Consider the following 21,565-nt stretch of genomic DNA (forward strand, 5'->3'; position numbering starts at 1 on the left):
ATTTCCAGTGGTTATTCGGTTCGTAAACTTTTTACAGGATTGGCAACGGCGGCCTTGATGGCATGGAAGCTTACTGTAAGGATGGCTATGGTAATGGCGATGATGCTGGCTAAGGCAAAAATCCACCAACTTATGGTTACTTTATAGGCGTATACTTCCAACCAATTGTTCATGGCATACCAGGATAAAGGTGTTGCGATAAACATGGCAATGAGTACAAGTTTGATAAAATCTTTGGACAATAGGCGAACGATGCTTCCAGCTTCGGCGCCTAGCACTTTACGTATTCCTATTTCCTTTGTTCGTTGCATGGCACTATACGTAGCAAGTCCTAGAAGCCCAAGACAGGCGATGAAAATAGCTAAAAAGGAAAATAAGGTGAATAGTTTTTTAAATCTGAAATCGGCTTCGTATTGCGTATTGAAAGAATCGTCCAAAAAGCTATACAGGAAAGGACGATGAGGAGCAAGCGTTGCCCATTTTTCACGGATTTCCGAAATGGTTGCAGGAAGATTATCCGATTGGATGCGCAATGAAAGATAACGACTGCTTGAAGGTTCCAGACGCAAACTGAGCGGCTCTACTTCTTGGTGAAGGGATAGAAAATTAAAGTCTTTCACTACGCCAATAATGGTACCTTCTTTGCCCCATTGTTCAAAGCGCTTGCCAATAATTTCTTCTGGGGAAGCGTAACCGAAATGTTTAACTGCGGCTTCGTTAACCACCAAAGACCCAATGGTATCAATGGCAAAATCCCTGGAATAAGGACGTCCGGCAACCATTTCCATTTTAAAATGTGGGATAAAGTCCACATCAACCTCGTATAAGGAAATATCAAAGAAGTCCATTTCTCCATTAGGAATTTGAATTTGGGTTCCTGCACCGGGGAAGTGCGCACCGGGAACCGTTCGTGATGCAGATACGGAGCTTATGCTACCGTTTTTTTCAAACTCGCTCTTAATGGTTTCCAACCTATTGCGTACCTGAAAATCATAATTGAAATCAATGACCAATTGTTGCTCACGATCAAAACCAAGATCTCTATTGAGCATATAATCCATTTGAAAATAGACAATAGCCGTACCAGCGATCAAAGCAATGGAAAGACTGAATTGAAAAATCACTAAGGCTTTCCGAAGGGTTACCCCATTTTTTGAAGTTTTAAAGACCCCCTTTAAAACAGTGGCTGGCCTAAAATTAGATAAGACCATGGCTGGATAACTACCGGATAAAAAAGCAGTAATAAGAGCCGTTCCCAAATATAAAAGAAGATTGGAAGTGGTAAAAATATGTTCTAATTGGAAGGTTTTCCCTGTGATTTCCCGCATCCAGGGAAGACAGATCACAACCACGGCGACACCCAAAATGGCAGCGATGAGGACCATGGTCAATGACTCTCCCAAAAATTGTGAGATCAACCCTCTTTTTTGAGCTCCTATCACTTTTCTAACACCCACTTCTTTTGCCCTTTCCATGGAACGTGCTGTGGCGAGGTTCATAAAATTAATACTGGCAATGACTAAAATGAAAAGGCCTATGATACCAAAAATGTAAATATTGGAGGCATTGCCCGTTACCCCCGGTTGTCGGGCTGCGGTAGAATTTAAATACGCATCTTCCAGAGCTTCAAAGGAGACATCGTAGTGAAATTGTTTGTTTTCTTCCGGAAGACGTTTTTCTAAGAACGCCGGTATTTTTGCCTGAAATGCTATAGGGTCAAAATTTTCGGGAACCAAAAAATAGGTATAGAAATCTACATAGCCCCAAGAGTCAAAAATAGAAGGTCTTGCCTGGTAAAAGGTGCTCATGGAAACCAAAACATCGAAACCAAAATGGGAATTGGAGGGAATATCTTTGATAATCCCGGTAACGGTATAATCCCCGTCGTCTGCCCTGACACTAGTGCCCGATAAAGTTTTTCCCATAGGGTCTTCATCTCCAAAATATTTTTTTGCAGTACTTTCCGTAAGCACAATGGAATAAGGAGCTTCCAAGGCAGTTTTAGGATCGCCCGAAATCATATTCCAAGTAAAAACATCAAAAACAGATGGGGTTACATAAAAACAATTCCCTTCTTGAAAAGTAAGGTCTCCGTTGGTGAGCAGCACATCTTCCCTACCGGAGAATTGTACGGTTTCAAGGACTTCCGAAAAATCTTCCTTTAACGCTGGCCCTACCGGGGCATTTCCCCAAACCCAAGCCTCTTTATAATCGTTTTCATTCAAGTGGTGCAATACACGATATACCCGATTGCTATTTTCATGATAGCGATCATAGGAGAGCTCATTTTGAATAAACATGACAATCATTAAAAAGCAAGCTAAGCCAATGGCCAAACCGCCAATATTGATTATAGAATACCCCTTGTTCTTGAGAAGGTTTCTCCAAGCAATTTTGAAATGATTTTTCAACATGATGTTCAATTTTTGGTGGTTAGCATGGCAGGATTCCTACCATAAGTATCGTGGACAGGATTTTAAATTAACCCGTACATAAAAATAATGTCTAATCTTATGCCACAATTTTAAATATCTGATTTTCAAGTATTTAAAAAAATATCTTTAAAAAAGAATGTTTATAGTGTAAAATAATTTTACAATAAATGTCCAATTGCTATACAGTTCCAATAATGGATAGCGCTATTGGTTTAATACCCAAGGGTTTCACTCTGTCCGTAAACTCTTTATAGGATTCGCCCTTGCGGCTTTAATGGCTTGAAAACTTACCGTAATTAGGGTAACCAGCATGGCACCCAATAGGGCCAATGCAAAAATCCACCATTTCAAAATTACCCGATAAGGATATTCCTGAAGCCAACCGTTCATGACATAATAGGCAATGGGTACCGCCATAAAACAGGAAATGATGATCAACTTTAAAAAATCTTTGGACAACATATTCCAAACATTGAATATGGTTGCGCCCAAAACCTTACGGACACCAATTTCTTTGGTACGTTGTTCGGCAACAAAAGAAGTCAGTCCAAAAAGCCCTAAACAGCTGATTAAAATAGCCAATGCCGTAAAAATTCCGGCCAAATGCCCGATTCGCTCCTCAGAAGCGAACTTTGCACCATATTCCTCATCAATAAAGTTGTATTGAAAGGGGATGTCCGGAAAATGTGTTTTAAACACCCGCTCTATTTGGGCAATGCTTTTACTGGTACTTTGATCGGGGTTTAACCTTAAATTATAGTAACTGGAATTTCCATAGCTGTCAAAGGCATAAATCCCCTGTTTAATAGGCTCGTAGGGAGACTGGGTGACCATATCCTCCACGACGCCGATAATGGTCAATGGAGGTGCCGGATCATCCTTGTCCGTATCCCTGAGAACAAGACCAATGGGATCACTAAGCCCTAGATATTTTACAGCGGTTTGATTGATTAAAATAGCACCGGAATCCGAAGGGAATTCTCGTGAAAAATCCCTTCCCTGGACAATTTTTAAATTCAGGGATTTGGCATAATCCACAGAGACATAGGTCCAGGCCAGATCCTCCTGAAAACCTTCTGGTTTGCCTTCCCAATCGTAACCGCTTCTATTGCTCCAGATACTGGTGACGGGACTGCTGGAAGAAGACATTTCAACGATCGCATTGGAATTCATGAACTCTTGACGCATCAATTCGTACTTGCCTTCAAAATCCGCGCTAAATGTCGGAATCTGGATCAAACCTTCCTTATCATAACCTACAGGACGATTTTTAGCGTGATTAATTTGTTGTAATACGATTAAGGTTCCGATAATAAATGCCACGGAGACGGTAAATTGAACGACTACCAATACTTTTCTGGGCAAACCGGAATACCTGCCGGCTTTGAAGGTTCCTTTTAAAACGTGAATGGGCTTAAATGAGGATAAATACAGTGCAGGGTAACTCCCTGCCAATAGCGCGGTAAATAGGATAAATACCAAAGAAGCTCCCCAAAAATAGACGTTGTGCCAAGGAAATACAATTTCTTTTCGGGCTAGGGCATTAAAACCGTTCAAGGATAAGAATACAATTAAAAGCGCAACTCCATAGGCCAAGAGTACCACAAGAAAAGACTCGCTCAAAAATTGATAGATCAATTGAGATCGGTGTGAGCCTATGGATTTGCGTATACCTACTTCTTTTCCGCGCTTTTCGGATCGGGCGGTACTTAGATTCATAAAATTAATACAGGCCAAAAGGAGCACAAAGGCACCAATAATACCAAATAACCACACGTATTTTATGCGACCACCTACTTGTTTTCCATTTTCGAAGTTTCGGCGTAAATGCCAATCTTCCATGGGAAGTAAGAGCATTTGGGGGTTAAATTCCACCGTGGATTCATTTCTTAGTTTTTTTACATCCTTTATGGCATCACTAACACCTTGCATGCCCGTATGATCGGCAATTTGAACAAATAACTGAAAAGAGTTGTTTCCCCAATCATCAGCACTTTTTTGTACCCATTCCCACGTCTTTATGTAATTCTTCCATGGGATAATGTATTCGGTGTCGTGAAAGGTATTGTTTGAAGGAATATCCTCATAAATACCGCTAACCATTAACCGATGCTCATTGGCAACCTGCACAATTTTACCCAAGGGATTTTCTTCACCAAATAAGGCGTTTGCAGTAGATTTGGAAAGCATGATTACATTAACTTCGGTCAGTGCATTTTTTTCGCCCTGAAGCATGTTGAGGTTGAGCAGTTCCGGAGCATTCTCCTGCATATAATTACCGGGTCTGGAAATAGCGGTCTCCTCATATTTGAGATAAAGTTCATTGGTCCATGAAGCCATCATCAAATGCTCAAAATTATCATTGTAATCGTTCCTTAATGCCTTTTCCAAAGGCCTTGGGATAGCATCGTTCGTATAGGTTTGTCCATTGAAAGTTTGGGATTGTACTACCTGGGCTATTTTGCTCTTGTTTTTAAAGTAATCATTGTAACTAAGCTCCTCATTGATCCATAAAGCGATAGTAATAGTAACCGCCATTCCCAGGGCCAAACCACCGATATTTATGGTGGAATGCCCCTTGTTTTTTAGTAAATTTCTCCAAGCAATTTTTAAATAGTTGGTAAACATGGCGATTGGTTTTTTGTTTGGTTTAGTAGAAATACACGACTTTACTGCATTTTGCGAATAGTAGCCTCTCCAAGAATAATTCCCCGATTGATTTGGGGATTTCCTTCATAGGCTACAGTAGCTTCCCCAAATGCGGTAACCTTTAGACGATTCGAGGTTTTAACACGGTAACTTCCCTCTCCAAAAGCCGTTACCTTTGTGTTTTTATTGTTGACTCCCAAGGTATTTATAGTGCTTTCCCCATAAGCCTTAATTTTATGGTGGTCAATACGTCCCTTTTTAATTTCCAAATAGCTTTCCCCATAAATTGTGGTGGTTAAAGATGTAAAATCCACTTCGTTAAAGTAAACTTGGGACTCCCCATAGATTTTTAAGCGAAATTTTTCAGCTTCCAAAGGGCTTTCGCAAAGGAAAGATTCTTCCCCGCGAAGCGATAGGGATTCTAGCTTTTTATAGGTAACCACCGCGCTCACTTTGGTTCCCTCATATATGGAGCGTTTCCCCTTCCAGTGATCGTTATTCACTTTTTCGGATTTGGTGATTACCTTGGCTCCATCAAGGTACAAGCGTAGTGTGTTCCCTTCTACTTCCACATTGATCTTATCTAAGGAAACACTAGCGTTTTCAATAACTACTTTTTCCGTATCCCCTTGTCGAAATGTAACTTGGATATGTGGACTTACGATGACTTTTTCAAAAGAGTCTACGGAAAAAGTTTTGGATTGGGCGGTGCTTTGGTTCCATCCTAATACGGAGAGAACAAAGACAAATAATAAACTTGTATTTTTTAGTTTTAACATGATTCTTATGTTTTAGGTTCCCCGAACATGGGGAAATTTTATATGCGTTACTATTTACTCTGCGCGCAAACTATCCACAGGATTGGTCAAGGAGGCTTTGATGGATTGAAACCCTACGGTACATAAGGTTATACCAACTACAATAATTCCTGCCAAGGCAAAAATCCACCAACTAATGCTGATGCTATAGGCAAAGTCCTGAAGCCATTGCTCCATGGCCCACCAGGCAATAGGAAAGGCTATTAGCGCCGCGATCAAGACCAATTTCACAAAGTCTCTGGTAATCATGGCAACAATATCCAAAACTCCCGCCCCCAATACCTTACGAATCCCAATTTCCGCTGTTCTTCGGGCTACGGTTAAGGTAGCAAGACCAAAGAGACCCATACAGGCAATGAAAATAGAAAGAATGGATGCAATATTCACAATGGTTTTGGAACGTTGCTCTGTCCGGTATTGCGCGGTCAAGGATTCATCCAAAAAGGCATATTCGAACTCTTGGGAAGGATTTACATTCTCCCAGCTTTTCTTGAGCATAGCAATACTGCTGGATACATTTGCAGCATCCAGTCGAACAGATATTCTGGGGAGGGTGCTATATTGGGATTCGGCATTTTCAACATTGCTTAAAACAGGCCTTAGATTCATAGCAAGCAAAAGGGGTTCAATAGGAAAGTTCAAGGATTGAAAATTAAAATCTTTCACTACGCCTAAAATGGTCACGTCCAATGTTTCAAGTACGGTCCCAACAGGATTTTTAAGACCAAATTCCCGTACAAAGGTCTCATTGACCAGTACTCCATTTTCTGCATCACTGATATTGTTCTGTTGAAAACCCCTACCGCTGGATACTGCAATATTATGGGTATTCAGAAATTCGGCATCCACACTATTGAAAGCAAATTCCCGGTATACATTTTGGTTGTCCGTATACCCTAACCATGCCCAGGAGTTTTCAATAAAACTAAAAGTAGAGGAAGAGGCAGCCAATACTTTCGGTTGTTTTTCCAACTCGGCGAGATACAGCCTTGAAAGGGTACTGGCATCTTCTCCCGAGGTATTTGTGGGAACCACTACAATGGCCTCCTTTTGATACCCAAGATCCTTATTGACAAGAAAGTCAATTTGCTGACTAATAATAAAAGTACTGATAATCATTACTATAGATGCCGCAAATTGGGTGATGATCAAGCCTTTTCCAAATAAACCCATGGAGGCTCCCTTTAGTTTTTTTCGCACCAGTACTTCAATAGGGTTAAATCTCGATAGAATAAGGGAAGGATAGATACCGGCTATCATGGCAATGAAAATGATCAATCCAAGCGTAACTCCTAAAAAGTTAAGATCTAAGGAAAGATGTAGATTTTTTCCACTAAGTTGATTAAAAGCCCCTAAACTTAAATAACTTAATCCAATTCCCAACACTACTGCCAACAAAGTAACCAACAAAGCCTCTCCCCAAAATTGATATAAAATCTGTTTGCGGAAGGCACCAAGCGCTTTTCGGACCCCTACTTCCACAGCTCTGGAAAAAGAACGCCCTAAGGACAAGGTCACGAAATTGATACAGGCCAAAAGCAGCACCAAAAATCCAATAGAAGCCAATACATAGGAATATACCGGATTGGAAATGGGTTCTATGCCCGCTGGCAAAGAGGTATCCAGATGGATATCGGTAAGGGGCTGTAAATGCAGGAAAAAAGTATCTTCTTGGTAATTACTGCCCAAATGCTGCTCAATAACTGTAGAGAATTTGGCTTCTAATCGAGAAGCGGATGCTTCAGAGTCCAACAAAACATAGGATTCCACGGCAACACTGAACCAACTTTGTAATGAACGTTCCCCAAAGAAGAGTGTTTCATTTTCTAAAGAGACCAACATGTTAAATTGAATACTGGATTCTTCCGGGGGATCGGCCATAATTGCCGAAACTTTCAGCAATCTTGATTCCTCGTCGAACTGAAGTTCTAAGCTTTGTCCAATAGGGTTTTCCGATCCAAAGTATTTTTTGGCCGCAGATGTACTCAGTATAATAGAATTGACGTCGGTTAAAGGAGCATCCTGATTCCCTTCCAGCAATTCAAAATCGAACATTTGAAAGAATGAAGGATCCACTGCCCTTACGGACTCATTAAATTCAAGGGTATTCCGTTTTACAAGGCTGTTGAATTGGTATACCCTACTTCCTTCTTCTATTTCAGGAAAGTTGCTTTTGAGCACCTTCATCATGGACACAGGAGTGGTAGTATTTAGAAAATCTTCCTTTGGACCATAATTTTCGTATTGCCAAACTCTATAAATCCTATCTGCTTTTGAATGGAACTTGTCATAACTAAATTCGTTTTTCACGAAGAGCGATATCAATAGAAAACAGCAAACCCCTACGGACAGCCCCACAATGTTTATTGCCGTGTATCCTTTATTTTTTAGGAGGTTGCGCCAAGCGATTTTTAGATAATTTTTAAACATAACTGTTCTCTTTTGATGTTGATTTTGATTGATGAATAAACTCTGATTAATTTTTAGATCATGGCTCCTAAAGCCCTGTTTTGACTCTCCGTAACGATTTGCCCATCAAATAAGTTGATGACTCTATGTGCATAATGGGAATCGCGATCGGAGTGTGTTACCATGACAATGGTAGTTCCTTCTTGATTGAGTTCGGTTAATAAATTCATGACTTCAATACCATTTTTGGAATCCAAGTTCCCAGTTGGCTCATCGGCAAGAATTAATTTTGGCTCTGTAACCACCGCCCTGGAAATGGCTACCCTTTGTTGCTGACCTCCAGATAACTGTTGTGGAAAGTGCTTTTCCCGATGGGCAATTTTCATTCGTTCCAAAACTTTGCGGACTTTATCCCTGCGTTCCGTTTTGTTCATTTTGAGATAGATCAATGGAAGTTCCACATTTTCAAAAACGGTAAGCTCATCAATAAGGTTAAAACTTTGAAATACAAAACCAAGGTTGCCCTTTCGCAACTGCGTGCGTTGACTTTCTTTTAAACCACCTACCTCATGACCCCCAAATTGATAGCTGCCTTCGGTAGGATTATCTAACATTCCAATAATATTCAACAAAGTAGATTTACCACAACCCGATGGTCCCATAATAGCCGCAAATTCTCCTTGGGCCACATTTAAATTTACATTGTTCAACGCTAAGGTTTCTACCTCTTCGGTTTTAAAACTCTTCTTTAAATTTGCTATCTGTATCATTTCTTCATGGTTATTTTAATTGTTTTTACTAGGAACTTCCTTTCTAATACCCTAACGGGCAGTGGTGTTAGCTGAAACTATTTTAATACAATTTTCTCGGCATCCCCAAAACTGTCGTATCCCGAAGTGATGACCTGTTCTCCAGGTTCCAAGCCTTCTAAGACTTCAAAGTATTTAGAGTTCTGTTTTCCGATCCGTATGTTTCGTTTGGTGGCATAGCCTCCATTGGGCTCAACAACAAAGACCCATTGCCCACCAGTACTGCTAAAAAAACTGCCCTTGGGTAATAAGAGCGCCTCGCTAGAAGCCCCGAGCTGTAATTTTATGTTATAACTTTGGCCTGTTCGTATAGTTTCGGGCTTTTCCTCCGAGAAGACAAGATCTACCTGAAATCTTCCGTTTCTCACTTCTGGATACACTTTTCGCAAACGCAGGGCGTATTCGGTGCCGTTTCGTTCCAGATTGGCGATCAAATCGCGTTTTACCCGATCAATATAGTGCTCATCGATATCTGCTTCGATCTTGTAATCGGTCAACACATTGACCTGTCCTATCCGCTGTCCTTGTGAGATATTTTGACCAATTTCGGCATCCAGGAATCCCAATTGCCCATCGGCCGGGGCCCGTACATTGAGGTGGTCCAAACGTTCATAGACCATGGACAAGGTTTTCTGCATTCTATTCAGGTCGGTATCCAATCCTGCGAGGGAAGTACCGCGAAGGGCATTGTCTTGCTCGGTTTGGAGCTTAATGATCTCATATTGCTTTTGGGCCAACTCGTAGTTTTCTTTAGACAGGAGGTATTCCTCCTTAGAGATCAACTCATCATTGTACAAGGCCTCGTTCTGCTGGTAATTTCTTTTCAGTCTTTGCACTTCGTATTGCGAATTCACCAAATCCTTTCTGCCTTCTACCTGCCTAGAATCAAAGGTGAGTTTTGTGGACCGTAGATCATTCTGTTTTAGGGCCAAGTTGCTCTCACTGGCTAAAATTTGTTCGTAAAGACCACTGTTTTCCAGCTTTAGGATAATATCCCCCTTTTTGATCATGGCACCTTCTTCGATCAGTTTTTCGCTGACGCGACCCCCTTCATAGGCATCCATATAAATGGTGGAAATTGGAGCTACGTTGCCATTGATAGTAATATAGTCATCAAACTTTCCTTGTAGGGTCTGGTTGATGGACAATTTATCCTTATCCGTACGGAAGGTGGCTACGGAAGTCGTAAAAATAAATTGGTAGACGGCAAAGGCCACGAGTAGTCCAAGCGCAATATACCCTATATGTTTTGGTCGTATTCCTTTTTTCTTTTCGAGTTGAATATCCATTCTAATTATTTTGCATTTATGTTAAAAATAGGTAGGCCGTTGTAAAAATCCAAAGTACTCTTATTGACTTCGGACCGTAAACGGACCAAGAGATTTTCGTTCTGGGCACTGGCAAATAAATTTTTTGCCGTAAAAAGATCTAAAGCATTGATCAATCCTTTTTCATAGCGCTTTTGAGCTATGGTAAATGACAATTGTTGTGCTTCTACTTTCTGTAAACTTTGGGCGTATTCGATTTGCAGGGCATTGTGTTCCTGAACCAATTGTTCTATCGTCTGAAACAGTTCCTGTCGTTGCTGTTCCAAGTTATTTTTCGCCCGTAAATAGGCAATCTTCTGTTGTTTTACGGCAGAGCGTCTGGACCAACCGTTGCTTATAGGAACAGATAAGAAAAAGCCTATACGCCGAAAGGTGTTGTCCCGAAATTGATCTCTAAAAGGGATGGTTTCCCCACTTTCATCTACGGTAGTTTCAAAAAAACCTGTTCCAATGTCACCGCCTAAAGATAAAGAAGGATATAAAGCTCCCCTAGCTACGGCCACCTGTTTTTTGGCAGCTTTGACTTGAAGTTCCCTTGCTTTTAAGATAGGCAAAAATTCTTGGGCTTTAGAAAAAATGGCTCCCGATTCCACAGCGATGTTATCGTCTGTTTTTTCAGGAAGCGAGGCCCTAATGGAAATATCAGTGGCGTTTTCTAGATTCATTTCTTGAATTAAAGAAAGCTTGGCAGCGATCAACTGGTTTTTGCTTTGGGTTACCGTTAATTTATCGCTTAACAAAAGTGATTCGGCCTCATATAGATCTGCTCCGGCCTTTACACCAAGGTCGATCTGCTTTTTAACAAGATCATAGTTAGCTTGTGAAACTTGCTGTTGTTCTTTGGAAATGGCCAACAGACCTTCGGCAAACTGTATGTCGTAAAAAGCTTGCATGACCCTAAAAGCCAGTAAATATTTTTCCTGCAAAGCTTCTTCTTTGGTGGCTTTGTATAGAAATTTAGAAGCTTTGATGCTATTTATTTTTTGAAAGCCCTGAAAAATATCCAAGGAGGCTCCCAAGGAGTAATTGTTAGAGAAAAAATCGGTATTGACAATACTATTGTCATTGGGATCCACCGATCGTCCAAAACGAATGAGATAATCCGAATCTGCACTCACCCTAGGTAATACATCTCGGATAGACTGCTTATAGGTTTCTTTGTTGGATTGGGTAGTATAGGAAAGGTCTTTAACCTGAAGATTATGCGCAATGGCATAAGCAACACATTCTTCCAAGGACCACTGCTCCTGTGCCAATATCGGTTTGGAGATCATCAGAAAGAATAGTACTATAATGTAATTTTTTAATGGCATGATAATATAAGTATGCCAAACTATAGTCCAAACGCATGCCATAAATTTAAAATACTGATAATCAGGTATTTAAATTTTTAAAATAAAAATAAAAGTTTCGAGTTGTAAAATAGTTATACAAACATTGTCCAAAAATTTGACACTCGTTTTAAAACTCCAAACAAGATTTGTAGCTTTAATCACCATAACACAAAATGCCAGGAATATGATCGATGGAAAGCTATTACTGATAGATGATAATAAGAGTGTTTTGAGTGCCTTGGAAATTCTCTTGCAATTTGAATACAAAGTCATTCAGACCATTAAGAATCCAAACCAAATCTCCTCTTTTCCAGATTTGTCCAGTTTCGATGTGGTCTTATTGGACATGAACTTTTCTGCAGGAGTCAATACCGGAAACGAAGGCTTGTTTTGGCTTAAAGAGATTAAGAAAAAGGCGCCAGATGTTGCCGTTATTATGATGACGGCCTATGGGGCTATCGATTTGGCCGTCAGGGCCCTTAAGGAAGGAGCTACAGATTTCATTCTGAAGCCTTGGAATAATGAAAAATTGTTGGCCACGGTGAAATCGGCCTATAGTCTGCGAAAATCCCAGAAAGAAGTCCATCAATTAAAACAGACCAAAAGCAATTTAAAGCAGCACATCAATCAAGATAAGAACTATATTATTGGAAATTCAAAAGCCCTTTTATCGGTACTAAATCTCACTAGAAAAGTGGCTAAGACCGATGTTAATGTATTGATCACAGGAGAGAATGGTACCGGAAAAGAACTTATTGCTAGGGAAGTGCACAGAATGTCCAAACGCAAAGATGAAGTATTCATTGATGTAGATATGGGGTCTATTGCCGAGAGTTTGTTTGAAAGCGAACTGTTTGGTCATTTGAAAGGAGCATTTACAGATGCCAAAGAAGACCGGGCGGGAAAATTTGAAGCGGCCAATGAAGGAACTTTGTTTTTAGATGAGATCGGGAACTTATCCCTTCAGACTCAGGCAAAATTGCTCTCTGCCATTCAAAACAGAACTATTGTCCGCGTGGGCTCTAACAAGAATATTCCCATAGACATACGCTTGGTCTGTGCTACCAATTGCAATTTAGAAAAAATGGTTGCAGACGGGTTGTTTCGGGAAGATTTGCTTTATCGTATCAATACCATACATATAGAAGTGCCTCCATTGCGGGAACGTGATGGGGATGTTCTTGTTTTATCCGATTTCTTCCTCAAGAAGTTTGCCCATAAATATGATAAACCTGGTCTGCGAATCAATCAGGCGGCCCAGGAAAAATTAATGGCCTATCATTGGCCGGGTAACGTAAGGGAGTTGCAACATACGCTGGAACGAACAGTAATCCTGAGTGAAGGATCTATTTTAAAACCACAAGATTTTCTATTGAACTCCAAATCCATGCCTTCTTTTGAAAATAGTACGGCCACTTTGGATGAAATGGAGCAAAAGATGATCAATGAAGCTTTGCAGAAACACGATGGCAATTATAGTGCAGCGGCAAACCAATTGGGAATTTCCAGGCAAACATTATACAATAAGATGAAAAAAAGCAAAAAGTGAATACTGGACTTTTAATGGATTAAATGTATTATTGTACAAGGGAAGGCAAACTCAGAGCGCATTGACCTTATCAAAAAATAACAGGAATGGCCAGTAGGGATTTTTATGTACAACTTATTGTTAGGGTACTTTTTATGAGTTTTACAGCCATTGGGTTGGCCTTTGCTTATGTAGACACTTCCTATTTTCTCTTTGCTTTTTTAAGCTTTTTGCTTGTAGCTCAAACCTATGCTTTAATCCTGTACATAAACAGTACCAATCGTAAAATTGCGTATTTCTTTAATGCCATCCGGAATGAGGATTTTACATTGCGATTTCCCGAAAAGGTTTCCATAAAGTCTTTTAAGGAATTGAATCAAAGTTTAAATAGGGTCAATGGATTGATTCAGGAAGTACACTTAAAGCTGCAAACCCAAGAGCAATATTATCAGGAAATCTTAAAGCAGGCCAATATTGGAATCCTTACCTATAATGACAAAGGACATATTCTTTTTGCCAATCCTACGGTAGAACGCTTGCTTAACCATAGACCTTTAAATCATATTAAGCAGTTGGCTCAAATAGATGAGAAACTGTATGATTTGTTTGAGGAATTGAAACCTTTTGATCAAAAATTATTTGAATTGGTCAACGAAAGGGATAAAATTCAATTGGCCATAAAGTCTACGGCCATAAACTTTGAAAAGCAAGCACTGATGCTTGTGGTAATTCAGGATATCCATAAAGAATTGGACGAAAAGGAAACGGATTCCTGGGTGCGTTTAATTCGAGTTTTGACCCATGAAATTATGAATACCGTGGCTCCAATAACCTCTATTTCCGAATCTATTCTTAAGTTTTTTAAACAAGGGGAAGCTCCTATTTCCATAGAGCAACTTACCGAGGAACAAATGATCAATGCGACCAAAGGAATGGAAGTGATCAAAGAACAGGGGAACGACTTGATGAGTTTTGTAGAATCGTATCGTAGTTTTCTCAGTGTGCCCGCACCAGATAAAACCTTGGTTTCTGCCCAAAAGCTTTTGGACAGGGTTAAGGTCTTGATGGTACAGGATACCACCATGGATAAGATTAGTTTTGAAGTAGACGTTTACCCTGAGGATTTGGAAGTGTATATCGATGAAAAACAAATTGCACAAGTACTTTTAAACCTCACAAAAAATGCATTGCAATCCCTGTTGGAAAAAGGAGAAGGTACCATAAAAATTTCAGCGGGAATTAGCAAGAAAGGCAAAAAATATATTGAGGTTTGGGATAACGGCCCGGGAATACCGGAAGAACTGATCGATGAGGTCTTTGTGCCATTTTTTACAACGAAGAACACCGGTACAGGGATTGGATTGAGCCTTTCCAAACAAATTTTACGATTGCATGGCGGAAATTTAAAAGTGATGTCGGTACCGCATAAAGTCACGGTCTTCAGTTTGGTATTCGAATAGGAAGGAAACATGGAAAAAGAACTGCTCTATGCATTTTGTCAGGACTTTGTAAACGCTAGGATAACACGCATTCAGCAGACTATTGCCGATGTGGCAACTGCTTTGACCTCAGAAACCAAGAGTAGTGCTGGGGATAAACATGAAACAGGTAGGGCAATGCTGCAGTTGGAACGTGAAAAGGCAGGGCAGCAATTGGCCGAAGCAGAAAAAATGAAATCTCTTTTAGCGAAAGTTCCAAAGGAACGCTCCGCAGAAAGCATAGGACTGGGCAGTTTGGTAAAGTGCTCGGAAGGATTTTATTTTTTGGCTATTTCAGCAGGGGAATATACGTATGGAGCGGAAAGGGTCTACTGCATATCTGCCCAAACCCCTATAGGAAAATTGCTTCTGGGAAAAGCTATTGGAGATACCATTGTTTTTAGGGGAAAAGAGATTCGGATTCTGGATATTCAGTAAAACTTATTGTTCCAACCATTTTCGAAACGCACTGGTTACCGAAGAGCTGGTAATAACGGTATCGGTCAGTCCTAAAAGACGCAGTGATAGCCTGTTCTTGGAATAGGGTTCAATTTTCTGAAGATGTTTGATGTTCACCATTTGACTCCGATTGATTCTAAAAAAATGCTGGGGGTCCAAAACTTCTTGTAATGCACTCATAGGTTTAGATAGGGTGTGTAGCTTTCCATGGACATCATAGGCCGTGCAAAAATCTCCTTTGGCGTTGATAATGGAAATGTCCAGTGCATCCAATAGTTTTATCCCATCGGGCTTCTTGATGGCAAACCTTTTTTTATAATTTTTTTCTTGACCTTCCAGCACTTCTTTCAACTGAAAAAAGAGTTCTTTTTCATAAGAAATTGGGCCGAAGAGCTTGGTGTATTTTTCTAGAGCGGCATACAAGTCGCTTTGGGAATAAGGCTTTAAAATATAAGCAATGCCATTGGTTCGGAAGGCTTCAAGCAAATGCTCATCATAGGCCGTACAGAATATGATGGGGGCCTGTATCGTTACTTTTTGAAAAACTTCAAAGGCAAGACCATCCAATAACTTGATGTCAGATAAGATTAAATCGTATTTGACACCATGTGTCAATTTTTCAACCCCCTCTTTAACTGTTCTGACATTATCCCAAGTGATGGAAGGACCAAAAAATGTACGGAGTTGGGCAACTAATTTCTTGTAGGCGGGAATTTCATCTTCAAGTATAAGGATATGCATGCTTTTGAGGTTAGGAAATTAACTTTAATAAAGGCAAGTGAATGGCAAAGCTTTGGCTGTTATCCTCTATCCTGATTTCCCGACTACTCAGTAATTCATAGCGTTTTCGGAGATTGTTGAGGCCAGTGCCAGAGGAAGCACCCTTTTGTTTGATTCTATTTTTTGTGTTACGTACGGTTATTTGTTCTTTTTCAATAAAAATTTGTGTTTCAATGGTTTTTCCTTCTTTGGCACTATTGTGTTTTACGACATTCTCCAATACCGTTAGTAGTGCACCATTGGGAAGGTAATTGGCTTGCGGCACTTCCTTTTCGATAATATGGAAACTATAATCCCTTTCAAAGCGTGTTTCTATGAGGTAAAAATAATTGTGAGCCAATTCCATTTCGTTTTCAAGAGGAACAATATCCTCATCTTTGGTATGGATCAAATGTCGGTAGAGTCCGGCTAAGTGAGCAATATATTCTTTTACCTTTTCTTTTGGGGAATACTCCACAAGAGCATCTATGGTATTTAAACTATTGTATAAAAAGTGGGGGTCGTATTGTGATCGTAACACCTTAAGTTCAAGATCTCTCTGGGTCCGTGCTATTTGTTCGCTTTTTAGGATATATTCAAAGTATTTTTTTCCAATAAGAAGAATCAGCGGAAAGGCAAGTTCGGTTCCCGAGAAGTAAAAACTATGAACAATGATGAAGGAAACTTTTGGAAATTGGCTGAGAGGAATTTGCTGTTGCCAGCCGAAATCCCTTAAAAAGTCCAAAAATCCAATAAGTTCCATGATAAGGAAACCCAAAATAAAAAACGCCCAATAATTTTTCTTGCGAATAATGTACTTGTCGATCAACCATCGAAAGATAAAAAGAAGGGATAGGCTTTTGATCAGGGCAGCGGGAATATCGATAAGAAAACCCCTAACATTGTATCCTTGGAGGTAGAACTTTATAAAGAGCCAAATGGTCGCCGCCAAGACGAATGCCCCTATAAATTTGTAATCGGATTTATTGAATGTAAAGCTTCTCATTGCTCTAATTTAAACCATATATGCACTCCTTCCGATTATATTTCCCCTACTGCATAAGATATTGCAGCAATTCTAAAGGTAAGGACGATTGATCGGCATTGGTAAAAATAACAAAACCCCACTTGCTTTCTGGCTGTACTACAAAAAGACTGGTATACCCATAATTGTTGCCCCCATGACCATACGCGGTACCAAAAGGAAGCGTGGCTTTGGCGAATCCCAAAGTCCAATCCGTAATGCCAGTTTGCCGTTGAGGATGGTCTTCGGGAAGCACTACTTGGGTTTCAAATAATTGCTCAAAACTCTTTTGGGATAAGCCTTTTTGTTCCATTAGTGCAATAATCCATTTGGAAAAATCCAAGGCCTCGGAATGAATGGAAAATGCGGCCCCAAAAACCTTGGGGTCATCATTGCCCGAGACATGTTTACTGTCCTTATAGCCCTTAACCTTGTTCTGAAGATTGCTTTGATCTTGTACAAATTTAGTAATAGCCAACTTCAAGGGGTTCGCTACTTTTTTTTGGTAGATTCTTTCCAAACCTTGATCATCGGTTTTAAGGAGGTGGGCCAATACCTTTGCCAAATATTGATAGCCTTCACCCGAATATTGATACGAACTTCCAGGTTCAAAGGCAATAAACAATTTATTTTCCTTATAATCAGATCTCCAGTTAGGAAAGCCTGTGGTATGGGAGAGTACCATTCTGGCCGTTATTTTTTTATAGCGTTCGTCATGGGCAATAGCGGGGTAGGGCATATAGGTATGCAAAGGAGTATCTAAATTTAGTAGACCGTCTTCCACAAACCCCATCACAAAATAGGCAAACAAAGGTTTGGAAAGAGAGGCTCCTTCAAAGATACTATGGGCCGTTATCGGCTTTTTGTTTTCAAGATTGGCATAGCCCTTGACGGTATGGAATACCGGCTGTCCATCATTTATAATAGCAATTGAGACTCCAGGAACATTATGCGTCTTCATCTGCCGTTCCAGATATGCATTTATGGAATCTATATGGATTTCATTTCCAACAAGATTTTTAAGTGCAGTTTTCTTTTTTAGTTGTTGTGCACTGTTTTGGTGGGGAAAGAACACCCCAATTAAAACAATGATAAGAAGCATGGTTTTTCTGACTAAGGTTATCATGACTGTATGATTTTTGATGTTTGAAAGGTCAAAATCCATCAAAAAAGCATACCGAAAAAGCAAAAAAGGTTGAAAGCGGTTTATTTTAGGATAAAGGAGTAGAAACTAAGGTTGGGAAAAGGGTGCGGTTTCCAATGTCAGTTGTGCAGCAACCGTTGATTTAAGGTTTCGATAGCGATATTCAGAAATACTTCTTTCTCGGATTCCAAGGGTTTTTCGGTATGAAAATACACTTCGAGCCCATCCTCTGCAATGCCAACACCCATATAATGACTGCCCATGGGATAGCACTGATGTATTTTTACCGGGAGTCCGGAATTCTGAGAGACCTTAAACTCATGCGCATATACAATAATGTTTCTTTTGGTATCGGCATAGGACTTAATGATATTCACTGGAATTTTGTTGGCATCACCAAATAAGGAGGCAATATAGAGGCTTTTGGGGTTTTTGTAGAGCGTTAATGTAGCCTCATTGGCAATAATTTGCTTTCCTTTAAGTACAATCACCCGGTCGGCAAAGGGAAGAACATCATTGTGGTCATGCGTTGCGGTTAAACAAGTAATTTTTTGTTTTTTTAGATAATCAAACAATTTTCTGCGCAAACTGTTTTTTTGAAAATTATCAATATGACTGAAGGGTTCGTCCAAAAGCAGAACTTCTGGTTCTTGGGCCAATACTCTGGCCAAGGCAACCCGTTGTTGTTGTCCTCCGCTCAGTTTTTTTACCTTTCGCTTGGCATACTCTTTCATCTCGATCATCTCCAAAAGCTCGTTGGTGCGTTCCTTTAATTCTTCTGGTTCAAAAACAGAAAGGTACTGACTGATATTTTCCGCTACCGTAGTGAACGGCATTAAATCAAAGTCCTGACTAAGGTATTTCATATAAGGCTCTCCGGGAACTAAATTGTACAAGGGACCCAGAACTTGGGTGTCTTTCCAGAAAACTGTACCCACTTTGAGCTGTAAAAGGCCATAAACAATCTTTAGCAAGGTACTTTTGCCGCAACCACTTTCTCCTAGAAGGGAGACGTGCTCTCCTTGCTTTACTTGGAAATTAATTTCTTCCAGGATGATTTTCTTATCATAAGCAAAGGTAAGATCCGAAACTATGAGCATAACGTTCTAATTAAATGAAATGGGGCATAAAAAAATCCGTCTCTAGATAGAAACGGATTTTTGAACTAAATATTGATTTTTACTCTTTAAATTCTTTTAATACTGCTTTATTGGGCAAGTCTGTAAAGCCCATGTTATATAGGGTAAAGCCATAAATATCGGCAGCTTGCTCAATAGTTTTGCTGATAGGTGTACCAGCACCATGTCCCGCATTGGTTTCTATACGGATCAAGGTAGGATTGTCCCCAGCCTGCTTTGCCTGAAGCTCTGCAGCAAATTTAAAGCTATGTGCGGGTACCACCCGATCGTCATGATCTCCAGTAGTGACCAGCGTAGCGGGATATTCAACGCCTTCTTTGACATTATGTACAGGAGAATATCCTTTGATGTACTCAAACATTTCCTTGCTTTCTTCCGACGTTCCATAGTCATAGGCCCATCCGGCACCTGCGGTAAAAGTATGATAACGCAACATATCCAAAACACCTACGGCAGGAAGTGCCACTTTCATTAGATCAGGACGCTGTGTCATGGTTGCTCCTACAAGCAGTCCTCCATTAGATCCTCCGCGAATGGCCAAATAATCTGATGAAGTATAGTTCTTTTTAATCAAATATTCTCCTGCTGCAATAAAATCGTCAAAAACATTTTGCTTGTTCATTTTTGTTCCAGCGTCATGCCATTTTTTCCCATATTCGCCACCACCTCTAAGATTGGCTACGGCATAAATACCGCCCTGTTCCATCCATACCGCATTGATGGTACTAAAAGAAGGCGTTAAACTAATATCAAAACCACCATATCCATATAGAATTGTGGGATTGGTACCATCCATTTTCAATCCTTTTTTATGCGTAATGATCATAGGAACTTTTGTGCCATCTTTTGAGGTATAGAATACTTGATTGGATTCATACTCTTCTGGATTGAAGTCGATTTCTGGCTTCCAGTATTCCTCATAGTCTCCAGTTTCCACATTATATTTGTAGGTAGTTCCGGGAGTATTGTAATTCGTAAAAGAGAAATAGAACTCTTTTTTCTCTTTTTTACCGCCAAAACCTCCAGCACTTCCAACTCCGGGAAGTTTTACTTCGCGTATCAAATTTCCATCATAATCATATTGCAATACTTTGGAAATGGCATCCACCATATATTCCGTGAAGAAATAGCCTCCACCTGTACCTGTCGTAAGGACATTTTCGGTTTCAGGAATAAAATCCACCCAATTTTCAGGAGTAGGGTTCGCTGCATCTACCGTTACGATTTTTTGGTTAGGTGCATTCATATTGGTCACAATATAGAGTTTGGAACCTACATTCTCAATAATATAGCTATCGGAATCAGTATGGTCTAAAACAGTGATCAATTTACTATTGGGCTTCGTAAGGTCTTTTAAGAAAAGCTTGTTTCCAGAAGTGGAAACAGATGCTGATATCATTAAATAACGATCATCTTCGGTAACACGACCACCCACATAACGATGTTTTTCCGCAGGAATACCACCAAAGATAAGAGCATCATCTTTTTGAGCGGTCCCTAATTTATGATAGTACAATTTGTGCTGATCCGTCTTTGCAGAAAGCTCACTTCCTTTAGGTTTGTCATAACTGGAATAGTAAAAGCCTTCATTTCCTTTCCAAGAAACACCACTGAATTTTACATCAACCAAAGTATCTTCAACGATTTCCATTGTCTCGGCATTCTTCACAATGACTTTACGCCAATCGCTTCCTCCTTCAGAAATAGAATAAGCTACTAGATTGCCATTTTTGGAAAAACTAAGCCCAGCTAATGAAGTGGTACCGTCATCAGAAAATGTATTGGGATCTAAGAATACGGCAGCTTCTTCGTCTCCTTTTCTACGATAAACGACATATTGATTTTGTAGCCCATCATTCTTATAAAAATAAGTATAATCTCCTTCTTCAAAAGGAGAACCTAATTTCTCATAATTCAATAACTTTTCTAGACGATTTTTTAAATCTTCCCGATAAGGAATGTTATCCAAATACCCAAAAGTGGTTTTGTTTTGAGTTTTTACCCATTCTCCGGTTTCGTCGCTCATATCGTCTTCCAACCATCTATAAGGGTCTTTCACTTCGGTTCCGAAATAGGTGTCCACGGTATCCACCTTTTGCGTCGTAGGGTAGTTCACTGCAATCGTTTCTTTTTTTGGTGCTTGCTCACAGGCAACTATGAATAGAGCGGCCAGTGGCATTAGGGTTATTTTTTTCATTTTTTGATATAATTAGTCGACCCTAAAAATACCAAAAAACCTTCAAAACAAACTT

General features: G+C 39.9%; 15 protein-coding genes. 3 read left to right on the plus strand and 12 right to left on the minus strand.

Going from position 1 to position 21,565, the window contains the following annotated elements; all coding sequences use genetic code 11:
• Nucleotides 1-11: 11 nt before the first annotated feature.
• From ACEXOE_RS07705 to ACEXOE_RS07735, 7 genes are all read right to left on the minus strand, one after another.
• Nucleotides 12-2,414 carry an FtsX-like permease family protein gene (locus ACEXOE_RS07705; protein ID WP_394748159.1) on the minus strand — a complete coding sequence of 801 codons (2,403 nt, stop codon included), beginning with the start codon at nt 2,412-2,414 and terminating at the stop codon, nt 12-14.
• 249 nt (nt 2,415-2,663) lie between these two features.
• Nucleotides 2,664-5,063, minus strand: coding sequence for an ABC transporter permease (locus tag ACEXOE_RS07710; protein ID WP_394748160.1), 2,400 nt, complete (start codon nt 5,061-5,063; stop codon nt 2,664-2,666).
• Between the two features lie 41 nt (nt 5,064-5,104).
• Complete coding sequence (locus tag ACEXOE_RS07715) at nt 5,105-5,863, minus strand: head GIN domain-containing protein (RefSeq protein WP_394748161.1); 759 nt, start codon at nt 5,861-5,863, stop codon at nt 5,105-5,107.
• Nucleotides 5,864-5,917: 54 nt separating this feature from the next.
• Nucleotides 5,918-8,332: an ABC transporter permease gene (locus tag ACEXOE_RS07720; protein ID WP_394748162.1), complete on the minus strand. Its 2,415-nt coding sequence runs from the start codon at nt 8,330-8,332 to the stop codon at nt 5,918-5,920.
• A gap of 53 nt (nt 8,333-8,385) precedes the next feature.
• Nucleotides 8,386-9,081: an ABC transporter ATP-binding protein gene (locus ACEXOE_RS07725; protein ID WP_394748163.1), complete on the minus strand. Its 696-nt coding sequence runs from the start codon at nt 9,079-9,081 to the stop codon at nt 8,386-8,388.
• A 77-nt stretch (nt 9,082-9,158) separates the two neighbouring features.
• Nucleotides 9,159-10,409: an efflux RND transporter periplasmic adaptor subunit gene (locus tag ACEXOE_RS07730; RefSeq protein WP_394748164.1), complete on the minus strand. Its 1,251-nt coding sequence runs from the start codon at nt 10,407-10,409 to the stop codon at nt 9,159-9,161.
• Between the two features lie 5 nt (nt 10,410-10,414).
• Nucleotides 10,415-11,761: a TolC family protein gene (locus ACEXOE_RS07735; protein WP_394748165.1), complete on the minus strand. Its 1,347-nt coding sequence runs from the start codon at nt 11,759-11,761 to the stop codon at nt 10,415-10,417.
• A gap of 205 nt (nt 11,762-11,966) precedes the next feature.
• On the opposite strand from ACEXOE_RS07735, the gene ACEXOE_RS07740 reads away from it, so the two are divergent.
• The 3 genes from ACEXOE_RS07740 to ACEXOE_RS07750 all read left to right on the plus strand — a co-directional run bounded on the left by ACEXOE_RS07740 (nt 11,967) and on the right by ACEXOE_RS07750 (nt 15,226).
• Nucleotides 11,967-13,331 (plus strand): sigma-54-dependent transcriptional regulator, encoded by a 1,365-nt coding sequence (locus ACEXOE_RS07740; RefSeq protein WP_394748166.1) that lies wholly within the window; start codon nt 11,967-11,969, stop codon nt 13,329-13,331.
• Between the two features lie 86 nt (nt 13,332-13,417).
• Nucleotides 13,418-14,770 carry a sensor histidine kinase gene (locus ACEXOE_RS07745; RefSeq protein WP_394748167.1) on the plus strand — a complete coding sequence of 451 codons (1,353 nt, stop codon included), beginning with the start codon at nt 13,418-13,420 and terminating at the stop codon, nt 14,768-14,770.
• Nucleotides 14,771-14,779: 9 nt separating this feature from the next.
• Entirely contained in the window at nt 14,780-15,226 is a 447-nt protein-coding gene (locus tag ACEXOE_RS07750) for a 3-oxoacyl-ACP synthase (RefSeq protein ID WP_394748168.1), read from the plus strand.
• Between the two features lie 3 nt (nt 15,227-15,229).
• Here the strand turns inward: ACEXOE_RS07750 and ACEXOE_RS07755 are convergent, their stop codons facing one another.
• The 5 genes from ACEXOE_RS07755 to ACEXOE_RS07775 all read right to left on the minus strand — a co-directional run bounded on the left by ACEXOE_RS07755 (nt 15,230) and on the right by ACEXOE_RS07775 (nt 21,510).
• A complete protein-coding gene (locus tag ACEXOE_RS07755) occupies nt 15,230-15,988 on the minus strand; it encodes a LytR/AlgR family response regulator transcription factor (protein ID WP_394748169.1) in 759 nt (252 codons plus the stop codon).
• Between the two features lie 10 nt (nt 15,989-15,998).
• On the minus strand, nt 15,999-17,012 hold the full coding sequence (locus ACEXOE_RS07760) for a sensor histidine kinase (RefSeq protein WP_394748170.1): 1,014 nt from the start codon (nt 17,010-17,012) through the stop codon (nt 15,999-16,001).
• 46 nt (nt 17,013-17,058) lie between these two features.
• On the minus strand, nt 17,059-18,156 hold the full coding sequence (locus ACEXOE_RS07765; RefSeq protein WP_394748171.1) for a serine hydrolase domain-containing protein: 1,098 nt from the start codon (nt 18,154-18,156) through the stop codon (nt 17,059-17,061).
• A 137-nt stretch (nt 18,157-18,293) separates the two neighbouring features.
• Nucleotides 18,294-19,274, minus strand: a complete 981-nt coding sequence (locus ACEXOE_RS07770) for an ABC transporter ATP-binding protein (protein ID WP_394748172.1) — start codon at nt 19,272-19,274, stop codon at nt 18,294-18,296.
• A gap of 79 nt (nt 19,275-19,353) precedes the next feature.
• Complete coding sequence (locus ACEXOE_RS07775; RefSeq protein WP_394748173.1) at nt 19,354-21,510, minus strand: prolyl oligopeptidase family serine peptidase; 2,157 nt, start codon at nt 21,508-21,510, stop codon at nt 19,354-19,356.
• Between the last annotated feature and the right edge of the window lie 55 nt (nt 21,511-21,565).

This window comes from Spongiimicrobium salis (assembly GCF_043678055.1).
In the GTDB taxonomy this organism is placed as follows: Bacteria; Bacteroidota; Bacteroidia; order Flavobacteriales; family Flavobacteriaceae; genus Spongiimicrobium; species Spongiimicrobium salis.